At 49.8% G+C, this 16,456-nt stretch carries 14 protein-coding genes; 9 read left to right on the forward strand and 5 right to left on the reverse strand.

The genetic code is table 11. The features are described from left to right. Positions 1–89 precede the first annotated feature (89 nt). Positions 90–1,619, forward strand: a complete 1,530-nt coding sequence (locus N836_RS50680) for a GTP-binding protein (protein ID WP_023072457.1) — start codon at positions 90–92, stop codon at positions 1,617–1,619. A gap of 226 nt (positions 1,620–1,845) precedes the next feature. After that, positions 1,846–2,460 carry a hypothetical protein gene (locus N836_RS50685; RefSeq protein ID WP_023072458.1) on the forward strand — a complete coding sequence of 205 codons (615 nt, stop codon included), beginning with the start codon at positions 1,846–1,848 and terminating at the stop codon, positions 2,458–2,460. A gap of 195 nt (positions 2,461–2,655) precedes the next feature. Here N836_RS50685 and N836_RS77530 read toward each other — a convergent pair whose 3' ends face one another. Continuing rightward, positions 2,656–3,072 carry a 4a-hydroxytetrahydrobiopterin dehydratase gene (locus N836_RS77530; RefSeq protein WP_023072459.1) on the reverse strand — a complete coding sequence of 139 codons (417 nt, stop codon included), beginning with the start codon at positions 3,070–3,072 and terminating at the stop codon, positions 2,656–2,658. Between the two features lie 299 nt (positions 3,073–3,371). Here N836_RS77530 and psbP point away from each other — a divergent pair, with 299 nt between their 5' ends. Then, a complete protein-coding gene (psbP, locus tag N836_RS50690; RefSeq protein ID WP_023072460.1) occupies positions 3,372–3,920 on the forward strand; it encodes a photosystem II reaction center PsbP in 549 nt (182 codons plus the stop codon). 3 nt (positions 3,921–3,923) lie between these two features. Beyond that, positions 3,924–4,520, forward strand: coding sequence for a Maf family protein (locus N836_RS50695; RefSeq protein WP_023072461.1), 597 nt, complete (start codon positions 3,924–3,926; stop codon positions 4,518–4,520). Positions 4,521–4,643: 123 nt separating this feature from the next. On the opposite strand, the gene N836_RS50700 is transcribed toward N836_RS50695, so the two are convergent. The 4 genes from N836_RS50700 to N836_RS50715 form a co-directional block, all read right to left on the reverse strand. After that, complete coding sequence (locus N836_RS50700; protein ID WP_031292600.1) at positions 4,644–7,016, reverse strand: heavy metal translocating P-type ATPase; 2,373 nt, start codon at positions 7,014–7,016, stop codon at positions 4,644–4,646. A gap of 156 nt (positions 7,017–7,172) precedes the next feature. Further along, positions 7,173–8,300 (reverse strand): CO2 hydration protein, encoded by a 1,128-nt coding sequence (locus N836_RS50705; protein ID WP_235071084.1) that lies wholly within the window; start codon positions 8,298–8,300, stop codon positions 7,173–7,175. Positions 8,301–8,308: 8 nt separating this feature from the next. Next, a complete protein-coding gene (locus N836_RS50710) occupies positions 8,309–9,946 on the reverse strand; it encodes an NADH-quinone oxidoreductase subunit M (protein WP_023072464.1) in 1,638 nt (545 codons plus the stop codon). A 10-nt stretch (positions 9,947–9,956) separates the two neighbouring features. After that, positions 9,957–11,792 (reverse strand): NAD(P)H-quinone oxidoreductase subunit F, encoded by a 1,836-nt coding sequence (locus N836_RS50715; RefSeq protein ID WP_031292603.1) that lies wholly within the window; start codon positions 11,790–11,792, stop codon positions 9,957–9,959. A 698-nt stretch (positions 11,793–12,490) separates the two neighbouring features. Here N836_RS50715 and N836_RS50720 point away from each other — a divergent pair. Genes N836_RS50720 through N836_RS50740 form a run of 5 tightly spaced genes read left to right on the forward strand, consistent with a single transcriptional unit; the run spans position 12,491 to position 16,249 of the window. Then, a complete protein-coding gene (locus N836_RS50720; RefSeq protein WP_023072466.1) occupies positions 12,491–12,799 on the forward strand; it encodes a carbon dioxide-concentrating mechanism protein CcmK in 309 nt (102 codons plus the stop codon). 51 nt (positions 12,800–12,850) lie between these two features. Then, positions 12,851–13,189, forward strand: coding sequence for a carbon dioxide-concentrating mechanism protein CcmK (locus N836_RS50725; protein ID WP_006518195.1), 339 nt, complete (start codon positions 12,851–12,853; stop codon positions 13,187–13,189). Between the two features lie 3 nt (positions 13,190–13,192). Further along, complete coding sequence (locus N836_RS50730; RefSeq protein ID WP_023072467.1) at positions 13,193–13,495, forward strand: EutN/CcmL family microcompartment protein; 303 nt, start codon at positions 13,193–13,195, stop codon at positions 13,493–13,495. Between the two features lie 26 nt (positions 13,496–13,521). Further along, positions 13,522–15,516 (forward strand): ribulose bisphosphate carboxylase small subunit, encoded by a 1,995-nt coding sequence (locus N836_RS50735; RefSeq protein ID WP_023072468.1) that lies wholly within the window; start codon positions 13,522–13,524, stop codon positions 15,514–15,516. Between the two features lie 28 nt (positions 15,517–15,544). Next, the gene (locus tag N836_RS50740; protein ID WP_023072469.1) at positions 15,545–16,249 is read left to right on the forward strand and encodes a carbon dioxide concentrating mechanism protein; all 705 of its coding nucleotides are present in this window, start codon (positions 15,545–15,547) and stop codon (positions 16,247–16,249) included. The last annotated feature ends 207 nt before the right edge of the window (positions 16,250–16,456 follow it).

A 16,456-nucleotide genomic window follows, 5' to 3' on the forward strand; every position in this document is an offset into this window, starting at 1 on the left:
AAGATGGGGCGGGCAGTAAGGCTAGCTTAAATTTAATCGCCAAACCATACCTTTCAGACTGAATAGTCAGTTCTGAATCACCCCTAACCATGACCGATCCCGCCTTGATTCAGGAAACATCTCCCAACAGCAACACAGCCTCTCCACCAGCGGCAGATAGGGTGCCCCATCCACTGGTGGACCAGGCTCGTGAGAGCTTGCGCCAAACCATTGATCGCTACATCCCGCAGCTAGAGCTAACTCGCTCCGATGCCGATGAACTTAAGCGTCAGGCCGCTGTTAAAGCCGGGATCGATCAGCTAACGACCCTGCTCAATAAGCTCAACAATACACTGCTACGGGTGGCTGTGTTTGGTTTAGTGAGTCGGGGTAAATCAGCAGTACTCAATGCCCTCGTGGGAGAGAAAATCCTTGAAACTGGCCCTCTAAATGGTGTTACCCAATGGCCTCGCTCTATTTATTGGACGCCATCTGTCGCTGCAGGAGAGTCTGTCCTCAAAATTGAGCTGATTGACACCCCGGGCCTGGACGAAATAGAAGGTGCCGATCGGGGGCAAGTTGCCCAAGACGTAGCCCAGCAAGCTGACTTAATTTTGTTTGTAGTCGCTGGAGATATTACCCGTACCGAATACACGGCACTGCAAACGCTTCACGAAACACATAAGCCCCTACTGTTGGTCTTTAACAAAACAGATCTCTATCCAGACACCGACCGTCAAACTGTTTATGCCAATCTCCAGCGCCTCAAATCTCAGCTAGCAACAAGAGAAAATACTGCAGACAACAATAACCATAGTAACAACACAACAACAATCAAACAGTCAGACGTCCCCATCGTGGATGACGTAATTCTAATCGCGGCAGAACCAGCCCCAATGCAGGTACGCATCGAATGGCCTGATGGTCGCATCACTGAAGACTGGGAAACTCCACCTCCAGACATTGAACCCCTCAAAACAGCCTTAATTGACCTGATTCACCTGGAAGGACCAACTCTGGTAGCTCTTAACACACTGCATCAGGCACATCAGGTCGACACCAACTTAGCCCAGGCAACGGCTGCATTAAACCAAACTGCTGCCGATGACATTATTCTGCAATTCGCAAAATACAAATCCGTCGCTGTTGCCCTCAATCCTGTAGCGGTGTTGGATCTGTTGGGCGGTGTCGCCTCCGACTTAGTGATGATCCGCAACTTAGCTAAGCTTTACGGCTTTCCCATGACTAGCTTTGAAGCCAGCAAACTTTGGCAAGCTATTGTTCGCAGTTCAGGAACGTTACTCCTAAGCGAACTAGGCAGCGGCTTATTATTGGGCCTTGGCAAAAGTGGCGCTGCCCTCTGGAGTCTGGTAGATGGTTCTGCAGGTCTCACCGCCTATGCTGGAGCGATGGGAGCCCAAGCGGCGGCGGCAGGCTATGGCACCTATGCTGTTGGTCAGGCCGCCCGTGTTTATCTGGAGCAAGGGTGTTCCTGGGGACCACAGGGCATTAAAACTCTTATGCAAACCATCGTAGACAACGCCAAAACAGATTCTGTTCTGGAACGTTTGCAACAAGAAGTTCGGCAGTCAGTAGCCAAAGAATATAAACAACGTGCGCAGCACGGAATAGACGAGTAGATCAAGGAATAACTTACTAGAGGCAAAGTCTGGGCGGCATGGGATGCCCCCAACGACTCACCCTCTACTAAAGTCGGTGTCGTCACTATGACAACGAGAAATTTGACTTTTTGGGGCTATTTAATACTCTCAATTCAATGCTATAAAGTGATGAGATAGCTCAAGGCTTCACCAACACTGGAGTAGCCCTAACTACAAGCATACTCAACAACCATACTCCTACTATATGATTGCAGAACTCGCTAAAGTCTCAGCAATAATAGGGCTGCTCGGCTACATTCCTTACGTCATATCGATCTTACGCAAAAAAACTATTCCAAATCCGGCTACTTGGTGGATTTGGAGTGTTGTAGGCTGGGTTGCAGTTGCCAGCTACTTTTCTGCTGGAGGAACAGAAACATTTTGGTTAATGCTCAGCTATGCCCTTGGACCTACTACCATTGGCCTGCTTTCATTTTGGTATGGCAAGGTAAATTCTCTTGAAAAGTTTGACATTTACTGCTTGATTGTCTCATTAATCAGCCTGATTTTATGGAGAGTCACATCCATTCCAACGTTGGCACTCCTAATTAACCTGGGGATTGATATCACAGGCGCATTACCCACCCTCAGGAAGACCTACTTTGAACCTGAAACTGAGGATTCATTATCTTGGTCAATTTTTTGGGTAGGCAATACTATGAACTTTGCCAACATTCTCATTTCTGGAAACTGGAACCTGGTTTCTATTCCCTATCCGCTATATCTATTTATGCTTGCTTCCAGCATGATGCTTTTACTGAGAAGAAAACCTGCGGCTAAAGTACCTATGCCTAAAGTACCTATGTCTAAAGTTAAATAGGCACCCACGATTAGCTATCAGATATCGAGTCCTCCTTTCGCCAAGCCTGGGAAAAAGCAGACTCAACGCCTCCAGCGTGTAAGGGTTGGGGGCATTAACTTGTGTTTAGATAGTTTGTTTTAATGTACAGAAGATTGAACTCATCTACCTAGACCAAAGTAGATAAATGTCAGGACTTAGGAAGAACATGATTTTCTAATTGAAAGATTGTGGTGAAACTTGAAGTTGAGAGATTTTTTGGGCTAGCTGAAAGTCTAAATCTGTTAGCCCCTGAGCATCATGGGTCGTTAGCTCCAGGAAAACTCGATTATATTGAATCCTGATATCAGGATGGTGATTAAGTTGTTCAGCAGGCTCGACCAAACTGTTGATAAAGTTAATAGCCTCGACAAAATCTTCAAATGTTCGCGTGTAGAACAAGGTGTTCCCATCTGTTGTCCAGTTTGGTAAGTTCAACATGCGGAGTCTGACCTCTGTTGGACTTAGGCGAATAAAACTATTTTTAGCCTGAACTATAGTGTGCTGATTGGCTGGGACTAGCCTGGGGTAGGTATCAACTCTTCCCTGAGCGGCAACATTAGCAATTATCAAAACACTCAGAATGCAGTTCATCGAGTTTAATGGAGGCCACGCTGGGACATAGGGATATTCGTGGGCATTGAATGCCCATGGGCTAACAGTCCATGGGACACATCCTACTTTGCTTCAGCAGTGCCTCCGGCCTTAACTTGTTAGCATATATTTATTTCACAATTAAGCCCATTCAATTAAGCCCATTGAGCAAAGCTATATTGAGCAGCTTACAAGCAATCGGCCATGCTCACTGTACAGACAAAGGGTACAAAGACTTTCCACAAAATGCGACAATGATTATTGTCAATCCATTTCACATTACTTAACTGGTATTCCCAATGCTAAAGCGACTAGCCGCTCTGATGATTGTGTTTGTCACGATGTTTGGCCTCCAGGCCTGCAGCGGTTCAGCTCCGGTGAGTTTGCTGGATTATGTGAATAGCTATCAGGGCTATCAGTTTAGCTATCCAACTGGCTGGATAGAAGTAAAGGTGACTGGTGGCCCAGATGTTGTATTTCACGACATTATTAATGTCACTGAAAATGTCAGTGTCGTCGTCAGCCCCGTGGCGGAGGGTAAAACCTTAGAAGAATTGGGTGGCCCTAGTGAGGTGGGCTACAAGCTATCCAAGAGCATTACAGATATGGCAGGTGATAGCCGCGATGTGGAACTGCTGAATGCTCAAAACGTTGAAACACCTGGGGGCAAGACCTACTACATTCTTGAGTACTTGGCGACTACCCCTGACGGGCAACGCCACAACCTAGCTAGCGCCATTGTCCGTCGTGGTCAGCTATTTACGTTCAATGCGTCGGTTCCCGAAGCCCGCTGGAAGCGTCTAAAGAATTCAATCACTCAGTCGGTAGCATCCTTCTCGGTTTATTAGCAAATGTCTGCTCCTCAGTTTGTATTAGCGTCAGCCTCTGCAGCGCGACGTCAGCTTTTGCTCAATGCCGGGGTGCAACACTTTGTATCACCCAGCAAGTTTGATGAGGATCAAATTACGCTGAGCGATCCTGGTGCATTGGTCAAGGCTCTATCCTTGGGGAAAGCGGAGACGGTTGCTCCTGTATTTCCTAATGCGGTTGTATTGGGGTGTGACTCGGTCATGGCCTTTGATGGTGAGATCTATGGCAAACCTGAAACGCCAGAGGATGCCATTAAGCGCTGGTGGAAAATGCGCGGGAAAGTGGGCGAGATATTTACAGGACATACTCTAATCGCCCCACAAGCAACTAAGACAATTACTCGGTGTCAGGTGACTCGGGTGCATCTTGCCTGGGTTAGCGATCGCGAAATTGAAGACTATGTGGCCACGGGTGAGCCGATGAACTGCGCTGGAGCCTTTACCATCGACGGCAAGGGTGGCTTTTTTGTCGAAAAACTAGAAGGCTGTCATACCAATGTGATTGGCCTGAGCATGCCAATGCTGCGTGATATGCTCGGGGAATTGGGGTACAGGGTGACGGATTTTTGGTCAGGTTAAATAGTTTGGGCCGTTGCTGATCCGAACTATGGTTTTAGCTGAAAGATGCTGATATGCCGCACCTCTAACAGATCGGTTCACCCTCTAAATCAGTAACGGCTAATTTTGATGGCTGATGCTTAATTAAGCAGTCTTCTCTCTTAATTGCCACCGTAACAGCAAAGAGTTGAGTACCACACTGATGGAGCTAAAGGCCATAAAGCCACCGGCAAAACCAGGACTCAAAGCAATGCCAAATTTAGGTAACAGCACCCCAGCAGCCAGGGGAATACAAATCAGGTTATAGCCAAAGGCCCAGGCCAGGTTCTGACGGATTTTATTAAAGGTGCTGCGACTAAGTTCCAAGGCTGCGGGCACATCCGTCAGATCATCGCGCATCAGCACAATATCCGCCGTTTCCATAGCGATGTCGGTTCCTGAGTGCATGGCAATACCGACATCTGCCTGGGCCAGGGCAGGTGCATCGTTGATGCCGTCGCCAATAAACCCAACACAGTGCCCCGATTGCTGCAATGTTTCAATGACGCTCAGCTTATCGCCTGGAGTCATACTGCCTGCAGAAACCGCAATGCCTAAATCCAGAGCTAAGCGCTGGACAACAGCCGGTCGGTCTCCGCTGAGCAGCTGTACCTCCAAATGATTGCGCTGCAGCTGTTCGATCACGGCTTTGGCTTCTTCACGGGAGCGATCGGCGATGGCAATTAGCCCCATTAACTGATGGTCAACGGCAACATACACTAGGGTCTTGCCCTCAGCAATCCAGGCATTGACCGCGTCGTTAGCCGCATCGGTAGCAATACTGGCTTGGGCTAACCAGGCATCATTGCCAAGATGGAGAATTTGCTCCCCTAAGGTTGCCATTACCCCCAAACCTGGAGTTGTGGTGCTATTGATGACATCAGTCAAGGATAGCTGGCGCTGAGCGGCCTCGGTGAGAATCGCATCAGCCAACGGATGACGGGTTCCTTGCTCAATACTGGCGGCCAGACGAATGACATCGTTCTCGCTCAGGCTAGGATCGTAGCTAATGCAGTCAGTGACCCAAGGTTGCCCCGTTGTCAGAGTACCGGTTTTATCAAAAATGACGGTATCTAAACGATGGGCTGTTTCTAGAACATCGCCGCCACGCACTAGCAAACCACGCTGAGCCCCAATGCCAGAGCCAACCAAAATTGCCATGGGAGTTGCTAGCCCCAACGCACAAGGACAGGCAATCACCAGAACTGCGATCGCTAATTTGAGACTGACCAAGAGTCTCGACGTTGCTACTACATGATGGCTGTGGTGATGGGGATTGAGCGCTGCTTGGATCGCCTCAGGCCAGATGCTCAATCCAGTGCCATACCAAAAACAAAATGTCAGCAATGCCAGGAGCAAAATCCCGTAGGTGAAGTAGCCAGCGAGCCTATCTGCCAACCCCTGAATTGGGGCTTTACGGGTTTGAGCTGATTCCACCAGGGCCACCATCTGGGCCAAGGTGCTGTCAGCGCCAGTGCGATTGACTTGGACAGAAATCGCGCTTGACTGATTGAGGGTGCCGCCAATGACTGGATCACCAGGCTGCTTAGCACTGGGCAAAGATTCCCCCGTCACCATGGCTTCATTGATGGTGGTTTGTCCAGCGGTAATCTCGCCATCGACTGGAATTTTGTCTCCGGGCAGCACCTGAAGAATATCGCCAACCTGCACCTGGTTAACGGGGATTTCTAAAGTCTCATCAGAGCCATTGCCGGTCATGAGGCGAGCGACCTGAGGCTGCAGTGAGATCAACCGGCGCAGGGCCTCAGTAGCCCGAAAACGAGCTCGCTCCTCAAGGGTACGCCCCAGCAAAATAAAGCTGAGTAGCATCACGGGTTCATCAAAAAAGCACTCCCAGCCGAGGCGAGGAAAACCCAAGGCTACAACGCTGGTGGTGTAAGCACTAAGAGCTCCAATGCTGACTAAAGTATTCATATTAGGACGAGCGCGACGAGCCCCTTGCCACCCATCCTGTAAAATCTCGCGGGCCGGTCCCACTAATGTGAGCGTCGCCAGGGCAAAGTGAAAACTCAGGGTGCTGAGAATAGGCACCGCAAACTGGCCAGGTGCGCCCACGTGTTGCAAGTGGCCCAAGCTGGAGAGGGCTAAGAGGGTGAGTGAGATCGCAACTCGCCATCCCTGTCCTTGTTGATCAGCTGTCTGCTGCTCAGCCCAATGGCCAGCATCCTCACCCTGACGCACCTGAGTGGGGAAACCCGCTTCTGTCAACAGCGTCGCCAGTCGATCAGGCTCAACCACATCAGCCTGATACTGCACTGCTGCTGCCTTCGTTACCAAATTCACCGTTGCGTTAGCCACCCCATCACACTGACGCAACTGGGTTTCCACCGCCTGCACACAGCCAGCACACATCATGCCATCCACGTTGAGTACAGCTACATCTAGTTCAGCCACAGCCGGTGACGAAAGCGCAGATACGATCGTTGACGTAGAGGATGACGAAACCGTTGAAGACATAGACCGCTAATAATTGCACCTTTTGAGCCTAGCGCCGATCCCAGCAATTGGACGGAGCACTCATAAACTCTCAAGAAAATCTTCGGACTCAGACAAAATCTGAGCATGGTCCGAAAACCATCTCCCCTAGGTGGGCTTAATACAGTTCACTTAAATCTACGGAGTTTGTACCTGTTCTAATTGTGAAGAGGCTAGCCGATCCATCCAGCCCAACAAAAATTCGCGATTCACCGCGATGTCTTCAGGGTCTGTCGCATCGGCTCCCTTGGGTAATAGCCCCACCAGAGCAGCATTAGTGACACAGAACATAGACCGCTGGAAACTGGCGCAAATCTTTACGCGCACATCCCCTAAACCGCGTTCGGTCTTGAGGTAGTGCGCCTCCAGATAGTCTGGCAAATGACGGAACATATCCTGCATCAGCAGCGTAGGTGGAACGCCACTGCCACCGACGGGCAGAGGATCAGCATAGAGAGCACCGTAGGTAAACCGACTTTTATCCGGGGAAATTTGCTGGGCTTGAGCGTTATAGGAGACTATTCCCAAAAAAGGAGCACCTCGGAAAAAAATGGATTCCACGTAGGGAATCGCCGTATCTGGCAAAAAGGTTAACCCAGCAGACGCTGGCAAAATATCATAGGTTTTGCCACCGATCTCCACACTATAGGTGATGGGTCGCGCTGCATCGGCCACCAACCCATTTTTGATGTAGTCAACAATCTGAGGAATATGTTTGATTTCTCCTCGAAGATAGCGATCGGTCAGAGAGGTAAAGATATCACTCATCACTCGCCAAAACTGACCTAGCCCACTGTAGTAGGAGAGCTGACGGATCTGCTCAATGAGAAACTCAGGAAACGCTTTATGAAAGAGCTGTAGCACCGGGTTGAACTTGATTTTGGCTGCGATCGCAACCTGACAGTTCTGCCGAAACTCCTCCGTATCCAGATACGCATCCATACCGCCACCACCGTGCCACATCATGGCTCTCATGATGTACTCAGCGTACTCATAGTTAATCCGGTCATGGCAAAAGTGTCGCCACATTCTTGCCGGATTAATCTCTCCGTCAAAATATTTGAAGATCGGAAATAGGTTCAAAAACTGATGGTCGGCAATGTGAATTAGATTAACGGAATAGCGATCCAGGACAATACCATAGCTATCCAGTGCCCCCATCACCTCGACCACATTGTCAGGTGTATCTGGCAACAACGTGCCACCAGACAATAGGCGATCTGCATATTGGGCAAAGGGATGAATATTGTCTAGTTGAGAAGGCATAGTTTGGATCATAAAGCACAGTCCCCATCCGAACACATCGCTAAATCAGTGGGCACATCCGCAAGGTCGGAAACACCAACAGCAGCAGTTTGAACCACCGTTTCTGCCGCCGAAATATTACCCAAAGGATGCCGATAAGCCGGATGTATCGACAACTCCAACTTGATCGGCATTGCATCATACATAGTTGTTGTCGTCGGCTCAATCCAGCGCGTCATCCAGCTAGGACTTAACCCAAACAGAAACAACAAACCCACTAAAGTCAAGACAGGGATTCGATCCTGCCAAGTCACTACAGGCAGCACAGGATCTTGTTCCACAGCTTGTTTGGTCGTCGTTGCCAAGCGCCCAAAAAATGCACGATTTACCAACAGTAAAAAATAAACGGCTGTCAGTCCAGACCCTAGCAAACACAGCAGGGTTTGAGGCGCAAAACTGACAAAGCTGCCCCGGTAGACGATAAATTCAGAAATGAATCCCACCATACCGGGAATACCCGCACTGGCCATCACCGCCAGCACCATAGCGCTACCAATCAGCGGCAAACCACGCTCTGGATTCAGTAACCCTCGCAGCACATTTAAATCACGGGTGCCAGTCTTTTTGTAAACCACCCCAACCACCAAAAACAGCAGAGCGGAAATAAATCCATGGCTCACCATCTGAAACACGGTACCGACAAAACTGATGGGATTGGAGGCCGATGCGGCCAGTAACACATAACCCATGTGACCAACGGAACTATAGGCCACCATCTTTTTCATGTCAGTTTGGGCGATGGCAGCCAAGGAACCATAAAGCACACTCACCACAGCCCACCAGGCAAGATACGGGGCCAAATCTACCCATACTTCAGAAAAGGTACAGACACCAAAGCGAAAAAGACCGTAGGTACCCAACTTGAGCAATACACCTGCTAGCAAAACCGATATGGGTGTTGAAGCCTGAACGTGGGCATCGGGCAACCAGGTATGCAGAGGAAACAGCGGAATTTTGATCCCAAATCCAATCAATAGCGCTACCAACAAAACTGCCTGCTGAATCCAAGGCAGACCGTGGGCCATAGTGGCACTGTAGTCAAAGCTAGAAGCCCCACTCAGCCAAACCAATCCCAGGAATGAGGCCAAAATCAAAATCCCGGATATGGCGGTGTAAATCAGAAACTTGGTGGCGGCATACCCTCGCTGTGCCCCACCCCAAATCGCAATCAACAGATAAAGGGGAATGAGCTCTAGTTCATAAAAGATAAAGAACAACAACAGGTTTTGCGCTACAAATGCTCCAGCTACGGCAAAGGTAATCACCAGCAGCAAAGAATAGTAAAGTCTGGGTCGAGGCGTATCCGTATCACTGGCATAAACTGCCACCAGCGATAGCAGACTGTTGATAATCAACAATGGGAGTGACAGACCATCAACGCCGACCTCATACCCCAACCCCAGGGTTTCGAGCCAGGGTAACGATTCTTTAAACTGGAGTCCGGCAACCGCCAAGTCAAACTGCGTTAGCAAGTAAAGACTGACAATCAGGTTAACCGCCAAAAAGGCAATGCTTACAGTTCTAGCTCGTTCGCTAGTTAGCTTACCTGGCCAACAACCAATTGCTAGGGCCCCTAGCAATGGAATCAATAACAGCGCACTTAGCATCCGTTTCCCCTTACCACATCGCCCATGTCATCAAAACGCCCAGAAGACTTACCCCCAAAACAATCGTGAAGATATATCCCTGGGACTGACCAGAAATACTGTATTTCAGGCCCTCACCACTCATTAATGAAACCATCCCCACCAAGTTGACGGCTCCATCTACCACATAGCGGTCAAACCAGCTCACAACCCGAGAGAACTGGCTGACTAAAAACACCACCGTGACTCGATACAACCGTTCGGTGTAAAAGTCATTGGCCAAAAAGTCTTGCATAATGCGCATCGACCGCTGGGTAGAACGTGCCAGGGAGCGACTTAACGGCACCGTGCAGCCCAGGACCAGACCGATTATCCCTGACACAATTAATGAACCAAAGACCAAAGGCTCCCAGTAGCGCAGAGGTGGTAGTAGCGACATTCGCACCAACGCCAAGGGCAGCAAAATAACAAAAATACTGAGACCGATCATGGGGGTGCCCATCAGCCAGTTCACCGAAGGAGAACGACGGGTTTTGGGAGTGATTTTCCCTAAGAACACCAGTCGAAAGATGCGCACCAAGTTAAAGACGGTCAGGGCGTTAACCACTAAAAATACAGCCGCTAAAACAGGATGTTCACGGCGTAAAAAGTCGATACCGAGCTGCAGTGCCCAAAAACCACCCAGGGGTAAAACACCCACCATGCCAGCACTGCCCACAACAAAGGCAATCGTTGTGGCTGGCATCCGAGACCATACGCCCCCCAGCTCGGTAATGTTTTGACAGCTGGTGTTGTTGATAATTGCCCCAGAACTCATAAAGAGCAGTGCCTTGGCCACGGCATGGGTAAATAACAACCCTATGGCTACCCCTGGCCATTCAGCTCCTACAGCGATAAAGACCAAACCAATGTAAGCGCTGGTGGAATAGGAAAGAGCTCGTTTAAGGTCAACCTGCGCGATCGCAACCAGTGACGCTCCTATGGCCGTTGTTGTGCCAATGCCAATCAGAACAGCTAAGGTCACAGGCGACAACACTACAATCGGCTGCAGCTTAATCAGCACATAGGCTCCACAGGTAACCACCACTGAATTACGCAAAATTGACGCTGGACTCGGGCCTTCCATGGCCTCATCCAACCAAAGATGCAGCGGAAACTGAGCACATTTTCCAGTTGGCCCTGCAATTAAGGCTAACCCCAATAGCGTGGCGGACAGCGGCGTCAAGTCCGCCACCTTAACCCATTCGTATAGCTCGTTGTAATGTAAATCTCCAGCCCAGCTGGCTAGGCCCAAGACGCCCATCAGCAGCAAAATGTCGCCCACCCGCTTGGTTAAAAACGCATCCCTGGCAGCCTTTACCACCAAAGGCTGGGCATACCAGAAACCCACCAGCAAATAGGTGGAAAGGGTCAACATTTCTAGTAAGAAATAGGCCAAAAAGAAAGAACCGCTGAGCAGAACACCGTTCACAGCTCCCTCAAAAAAGCCCAAAAGCGAAAAGAAGCGCGCCAGGGCCCAGTCTTTTTCCATGTAACCTAGGCCATAGACCTGAGCTAGCAGGGCTAACCCCGTCGACAACCCCATCGCCCCTAGATTAAGCACCGACAAATCCAGGTCAAAGCTTAAGGCCATATCAGCGACCTGCAACCATGGAAAATGCAGCTCAACAGAACCTACATTCCAGATGCCCATAAACACAAAGGCTCCATGGAAAAATGCGATCGCAGTCATCAATATATTGATGTAAACCGCTGGCCTAGGTCCGGTGCGCTGCACCCAGCCCATAGACCAAGGCAAGGACAGGATCACCCCCAAGAACCCATAAAGCGGGATCAGCCAACTTAACTGAATCAAAGCCTGCATCATTGCCATTCAAACGCCCACCGGCAACCTGTAAACATCCAAAGTACCGAGCAAATCCGTATATATTGCCAACACCAACGCACCAGAATCAAATATCCGGAGCTAACAATACAGATTTGCTTAAATCATCCCTTAATTCCGTAATGGGTGGAAGATAGCAAGACGAGGCATACAAAAAACTCAGATATCGGACTTCCATTGCAACCTCAATCCTAAACAGATCAATCCCAGACGAATCTCTATAGTTAGCTTTGAGATTACCTATAATTATTAATGGTACCTGATGAACACCCCTAAACAAGGGCATTTCTCAATTCCCATACCCCGCTTGACTCCAAGCCAGCCCTCCACCAAAGCTATCGACAAGCGTCAAGATTGCTCACCCCCTCAAATTTCCTAGGCACAAATGCCCATGGGAAATTGAGCTATTTTCGCACTACACAAATAAAAACCGTGAGTTACGTTTTGTAGCAAATAATTATCAGCATTGATAATGCTTAACATTAGAAACAATCATTGAGACTTATATTGTCAAACGGCTAACCCCCTCGTATTCTGAATTGTAGTCATGGAGTTATTGCAGACTAAAGGTTTGCAAGATAGGTCTCGATGTGTGAAGTAATTCTAAAGGAATTCTTAACTCAATTTTTCGAGACCCGAATGCTTGAGCTAAAGCTGTTTTATCTAGGAGATTTGCGACAATGCCGATTGCCGTAGGAATGATTGAGACGCGAGGTTTTCCCGCTGTCGTTGAAGCTGCTGACGCAATGGTTAAGGCAGCCCGTGTAACCCTGGTAGGCTACGAGAAGATTGGTAGCGGTCGTGTGACTGTTATCGTACGCGGCGACGTTTCTGAGGTTCAGGCATCAGTTGCGGCTGGTGTTGAGTCTGCCAAGCGCGTTAACGGCGGGGAGGTTCTCTCTACCCATATTATTGCCCGTCCCCACGAAAACTTGGAGTTTGTGCTGCCTATTCGCTACACCGAGGCGGTCGAACAGTTTAGGACTTAGCGTGATTCGAATTAGATCCAAGTAGATAGCATTACACCAAGGTAAAAATCGATGGCAATCGCAGTAGGAATGGTTGAGACCCTGGGTTTCCCAGCGGTAGTTGAGGCGGCTGACGCCATGGTTAAGGCGGCTCGTGTAACCTTAGTTGGTTATGAAAAAATCGGTAGCGGTCGTGTGACTGTTATCGTGCGCGGCGACGTTTCTGAGGTTCAGGCATCGGTGGCCGCTGGCGTCGAGAACGTTAAGCGGGTCAACGGCGGTCAAACCCTGTCCACACATATTATTGCTCGTCCCCACGAGAACCTGGAGTTTGTATTACCTATTCGCTACACCGAGGCTGTTGAGCAGTTTCGTGAAAGCGTGAGTGGCATTCGTCCCTACGGTAGATAAGGCATGCGCCTAGGGAAAGTTCGTGGCACGGTTGTCAGCACTTGCAAGGAGCCAAGCTTAACGGGGGTCAAGTTCTTACTAATTCAGTTTGTTAGTGAGAATGGCGATTTACTGCCCGATTATGAGGTAGCAGCCGATGTTGTGGGTGCCGGTCCCGGTGAATGGGTTCTGGTTACCCGCGGCAGTTCTGCTCGTCAACATAGTGGCTACGAAGGTCGCCCCGTTGATGCAGCGATTGTCGCTATTGTTGATACCGTTAGTTTGGATTCTGGCTCACTCTACGACAAGCGTGAGGATTTTAGTTAAAAACTTTCATGGGAGGATATGGGCCAATGGTTAAGCAAACCATGGCAACATCCCCTGCTCAATTTCAATCATTGGCTAAGCCAACGATTGAGCCTACTGCCTTTGTCCATTCGTTTTCGCAGGTCGTGGGCAGTGTCTATGTCGGGGCTGACGTGTCGATTGCCCCTGGCACCTCAATCCGGGCAGATGAGGGATTACCCTTTTACATCAGTAGTCATTGTGACATCCAGGATGGCGTTGTCATACACGGTCTTAGCAGCGGTTGTGTCCAAGGAGACAACGGCAAGCAGTATGCCGTTTGGCTATCCCCAAACGTTACCTTGACCCACAAGGCATTGATTCACGGTCCGGTTTACCTGGGTGAAGCGAGTTTTGTGGGATTTAGGTCAACCATCTTCAATGCACGACTGGGGGCAGGCGTTATCGTTATGATGCACGCCCTAGTTCAAGATGTTGAAGTGCCGCCTGGTCGGTGTGTACCATCTGGTTCGGTGGTCACGACCCAGGCGCAGGCTGATGCATTACCCAAAGTCACTGAGGCGGATCTGGCCCTGGTGCGAGATATTATTGAGCCCCATCTTCATGAGCGTGCCCTCGATCCTCTGGCGGGCAACGCTTCAAAAGCGTTTAAATACCCCAATGGTGCAGCCAACACTGTACCTGTTCACTCCGCCCGCCATGCGGCGAGCAGCCCACACACCCCATACGCCACTGATAATGTTGGTAGAGATACTATGCAAGCACTAGCACCCGAAATTGTTCAACAGGTTCGCCAGTTTTTAGCCCAGGGCTACAAGGTTGGTTCAGAATATGCCGACAAACGGCGTTATCGCAGCGGCGTTTGGCAGAGCTGCCCCATTGTGCAGTCCAATCGTGAAGGTGAAGTATTCTCTTCCTTGGAGCGCTGTCTGGCAGAACATCAGGGCAGCTATGTGCGTATTTTTGGGATCGATCCGGTGGGCAAGCGTCGAGTGGGCATGCTCACAGTACAGCGTCCCGACGGAAAGCCTGTTGCTGTTACCAGAAGTTCAGCTGCTCCCTCTCAAGTCTCTGCTCCTGCAACAAACGGTGCTGCTGTCGGTGGAGATATTGCCGGTCAGGTACGTGCGTGGATTCGTCAAGGCTACAAGATAGGTACCGAGCATGCCGATAAGCGTCGCTATCGCAGCGGTGTTTGGCAAACTTGCGCACCGATTCAAGCAGCCCGTGAATCTGAGGCTATGGCAGCTTTGCAAGGTTGCTTAGCGGAGCATGCTGGCGAGTATGTGCGGATGTTTGGCATTGATCCGGTAGCCAAGTGTCGGATAGCGCCTATAACGATTCAACGAGGTGATGGTAAGCCAGTCGCGCTACAGACAGCTACCAATGGTTCTGCTCCGACAGTTAGTCAAAATGGTGCAGCACCTACCACCAGCAATGAGTTAGTCCCACAAGTCCGCTCAATTTTGGCTCAAGGACAAAAAATTGGCATTGAGTTTGCTGATAAGCGTCGCTACCGCAGTGGCATCTGGCAAACTGCTCCTGCCGTATCAGCTGTCAATGAGTCCGCAGCCATTGCCGCCATCCAACAGGTTTTGGCAGAGCATGCTAATGACTATGTCAGAATTTTTGCGGTTGACCCCCGAGTTAAACAGCGCGGTCGTGCTCTCACGATCCAGAAACCAGGGCAGGCTGTCAGTGTTTCAAGCGCTAGTGCAGAGTCAACGTCTACCTATAGCAGTAGTCGTCCGGCAACCGCCAACGGTAACGGCAGTAGTACTTCGGTGAGCCCAGACCTAGCTCAGCAAGTAACTCAGCTGGTCAACCAAGGGTACCGCGTTAGCACTGAGTATGCCGATAAGCGTCGCTATCGCAGCGGTGCATGGCAAACCGGTACTCCCATTAGTGGCAATCGTCCTTCTGAGGTGATTGCAGCCTTAAAGGCTCAGCTAGCTGAGCATGCGGGTCAGTATGTCCGGCTTGTAGGAGTTGACCCTCGCGCCAAGTGCCGTGTGTTGGAAACAACGATTCAGCGTCCGTAGTCTATATCTGTAACCTGAGACCGTCGCGATGGAACCCTCGCCTCTTCATTTTGTGAGTCAAACCCATTACTATCGCGGCGGTGACGTTGTTATTGATGCTTCAGCAGCTATTGCTCCAGGTGTAGTATTGCGGGCTGCGTCTGATGGCTCATCGGTTCACATTGGTCCCGGTGTATGTGTGGGTGCAGGGGTCGTTATCCAAGCCAGGCAGGGTCGTATATCTATTGAGGCGGGGGCCAGCTTGGGAACAGGAGCTCTGATTGTGGGGCACGGATATGTAGGTAAGGATGTTTGTGTAGGACCGTCCAGTACGTTGATCAACCCTGCGATCGCACCTAGTACCGTTATTCCCCCTTGTTCGTTGATAGAAGCAACCACAGCTCAAACAGGAGCGCCAGCTTCTCAGAATGGAGCCAGTAACGGCTTTCAGACACCCAATTTTCAGTCTGACACTAATCCCGTCAATCCCGTCCCCTCAATGCCGATGCCGCCACGCACATCACCCACGGTACAGCCGGAGGCAGTTTCTCCTAAAGCAGTCAACGTACCCGATATTGATGAACCAACGGTACCACCGTCAAGCACTACAAACGGTAACAATGCGTCATCCACTGTTGCAAATCAGTACGTTTATGGGCGTGATCATCTCAACACTCTGCTATCGGCTCTCTTCCCCTATCGACAACCGCTAAACACAGAGGATACCAGTAGTCAAGCTGAGCAAGACTCTTAAGATAGGGAATACATAGAGTACTATCCACTCGGATGAAACTCTCTCATTAAAGATTTCTCAACAACTATCAATAGATTGATACGTAATATCGCCTTTAATAAGCCTTTATTGAAACTGTCACCATAGAGTGTTGAGATAAAATTTATCTATGTTCAGAGCTGGAATTTTACCGTCAAGACGACTATAGGTTTCAACTTGAACTTGGTT

This window comes from Leptolyngbya sp. Heron Island J, from assembly GCF_000482245.1.
Classification (GTDB): domain Bacteria; phylum Cyanobacteriota; class Cyanobacteriia; order Phormidesmidales; family Phormidesmidaceae; genus Leptothoe.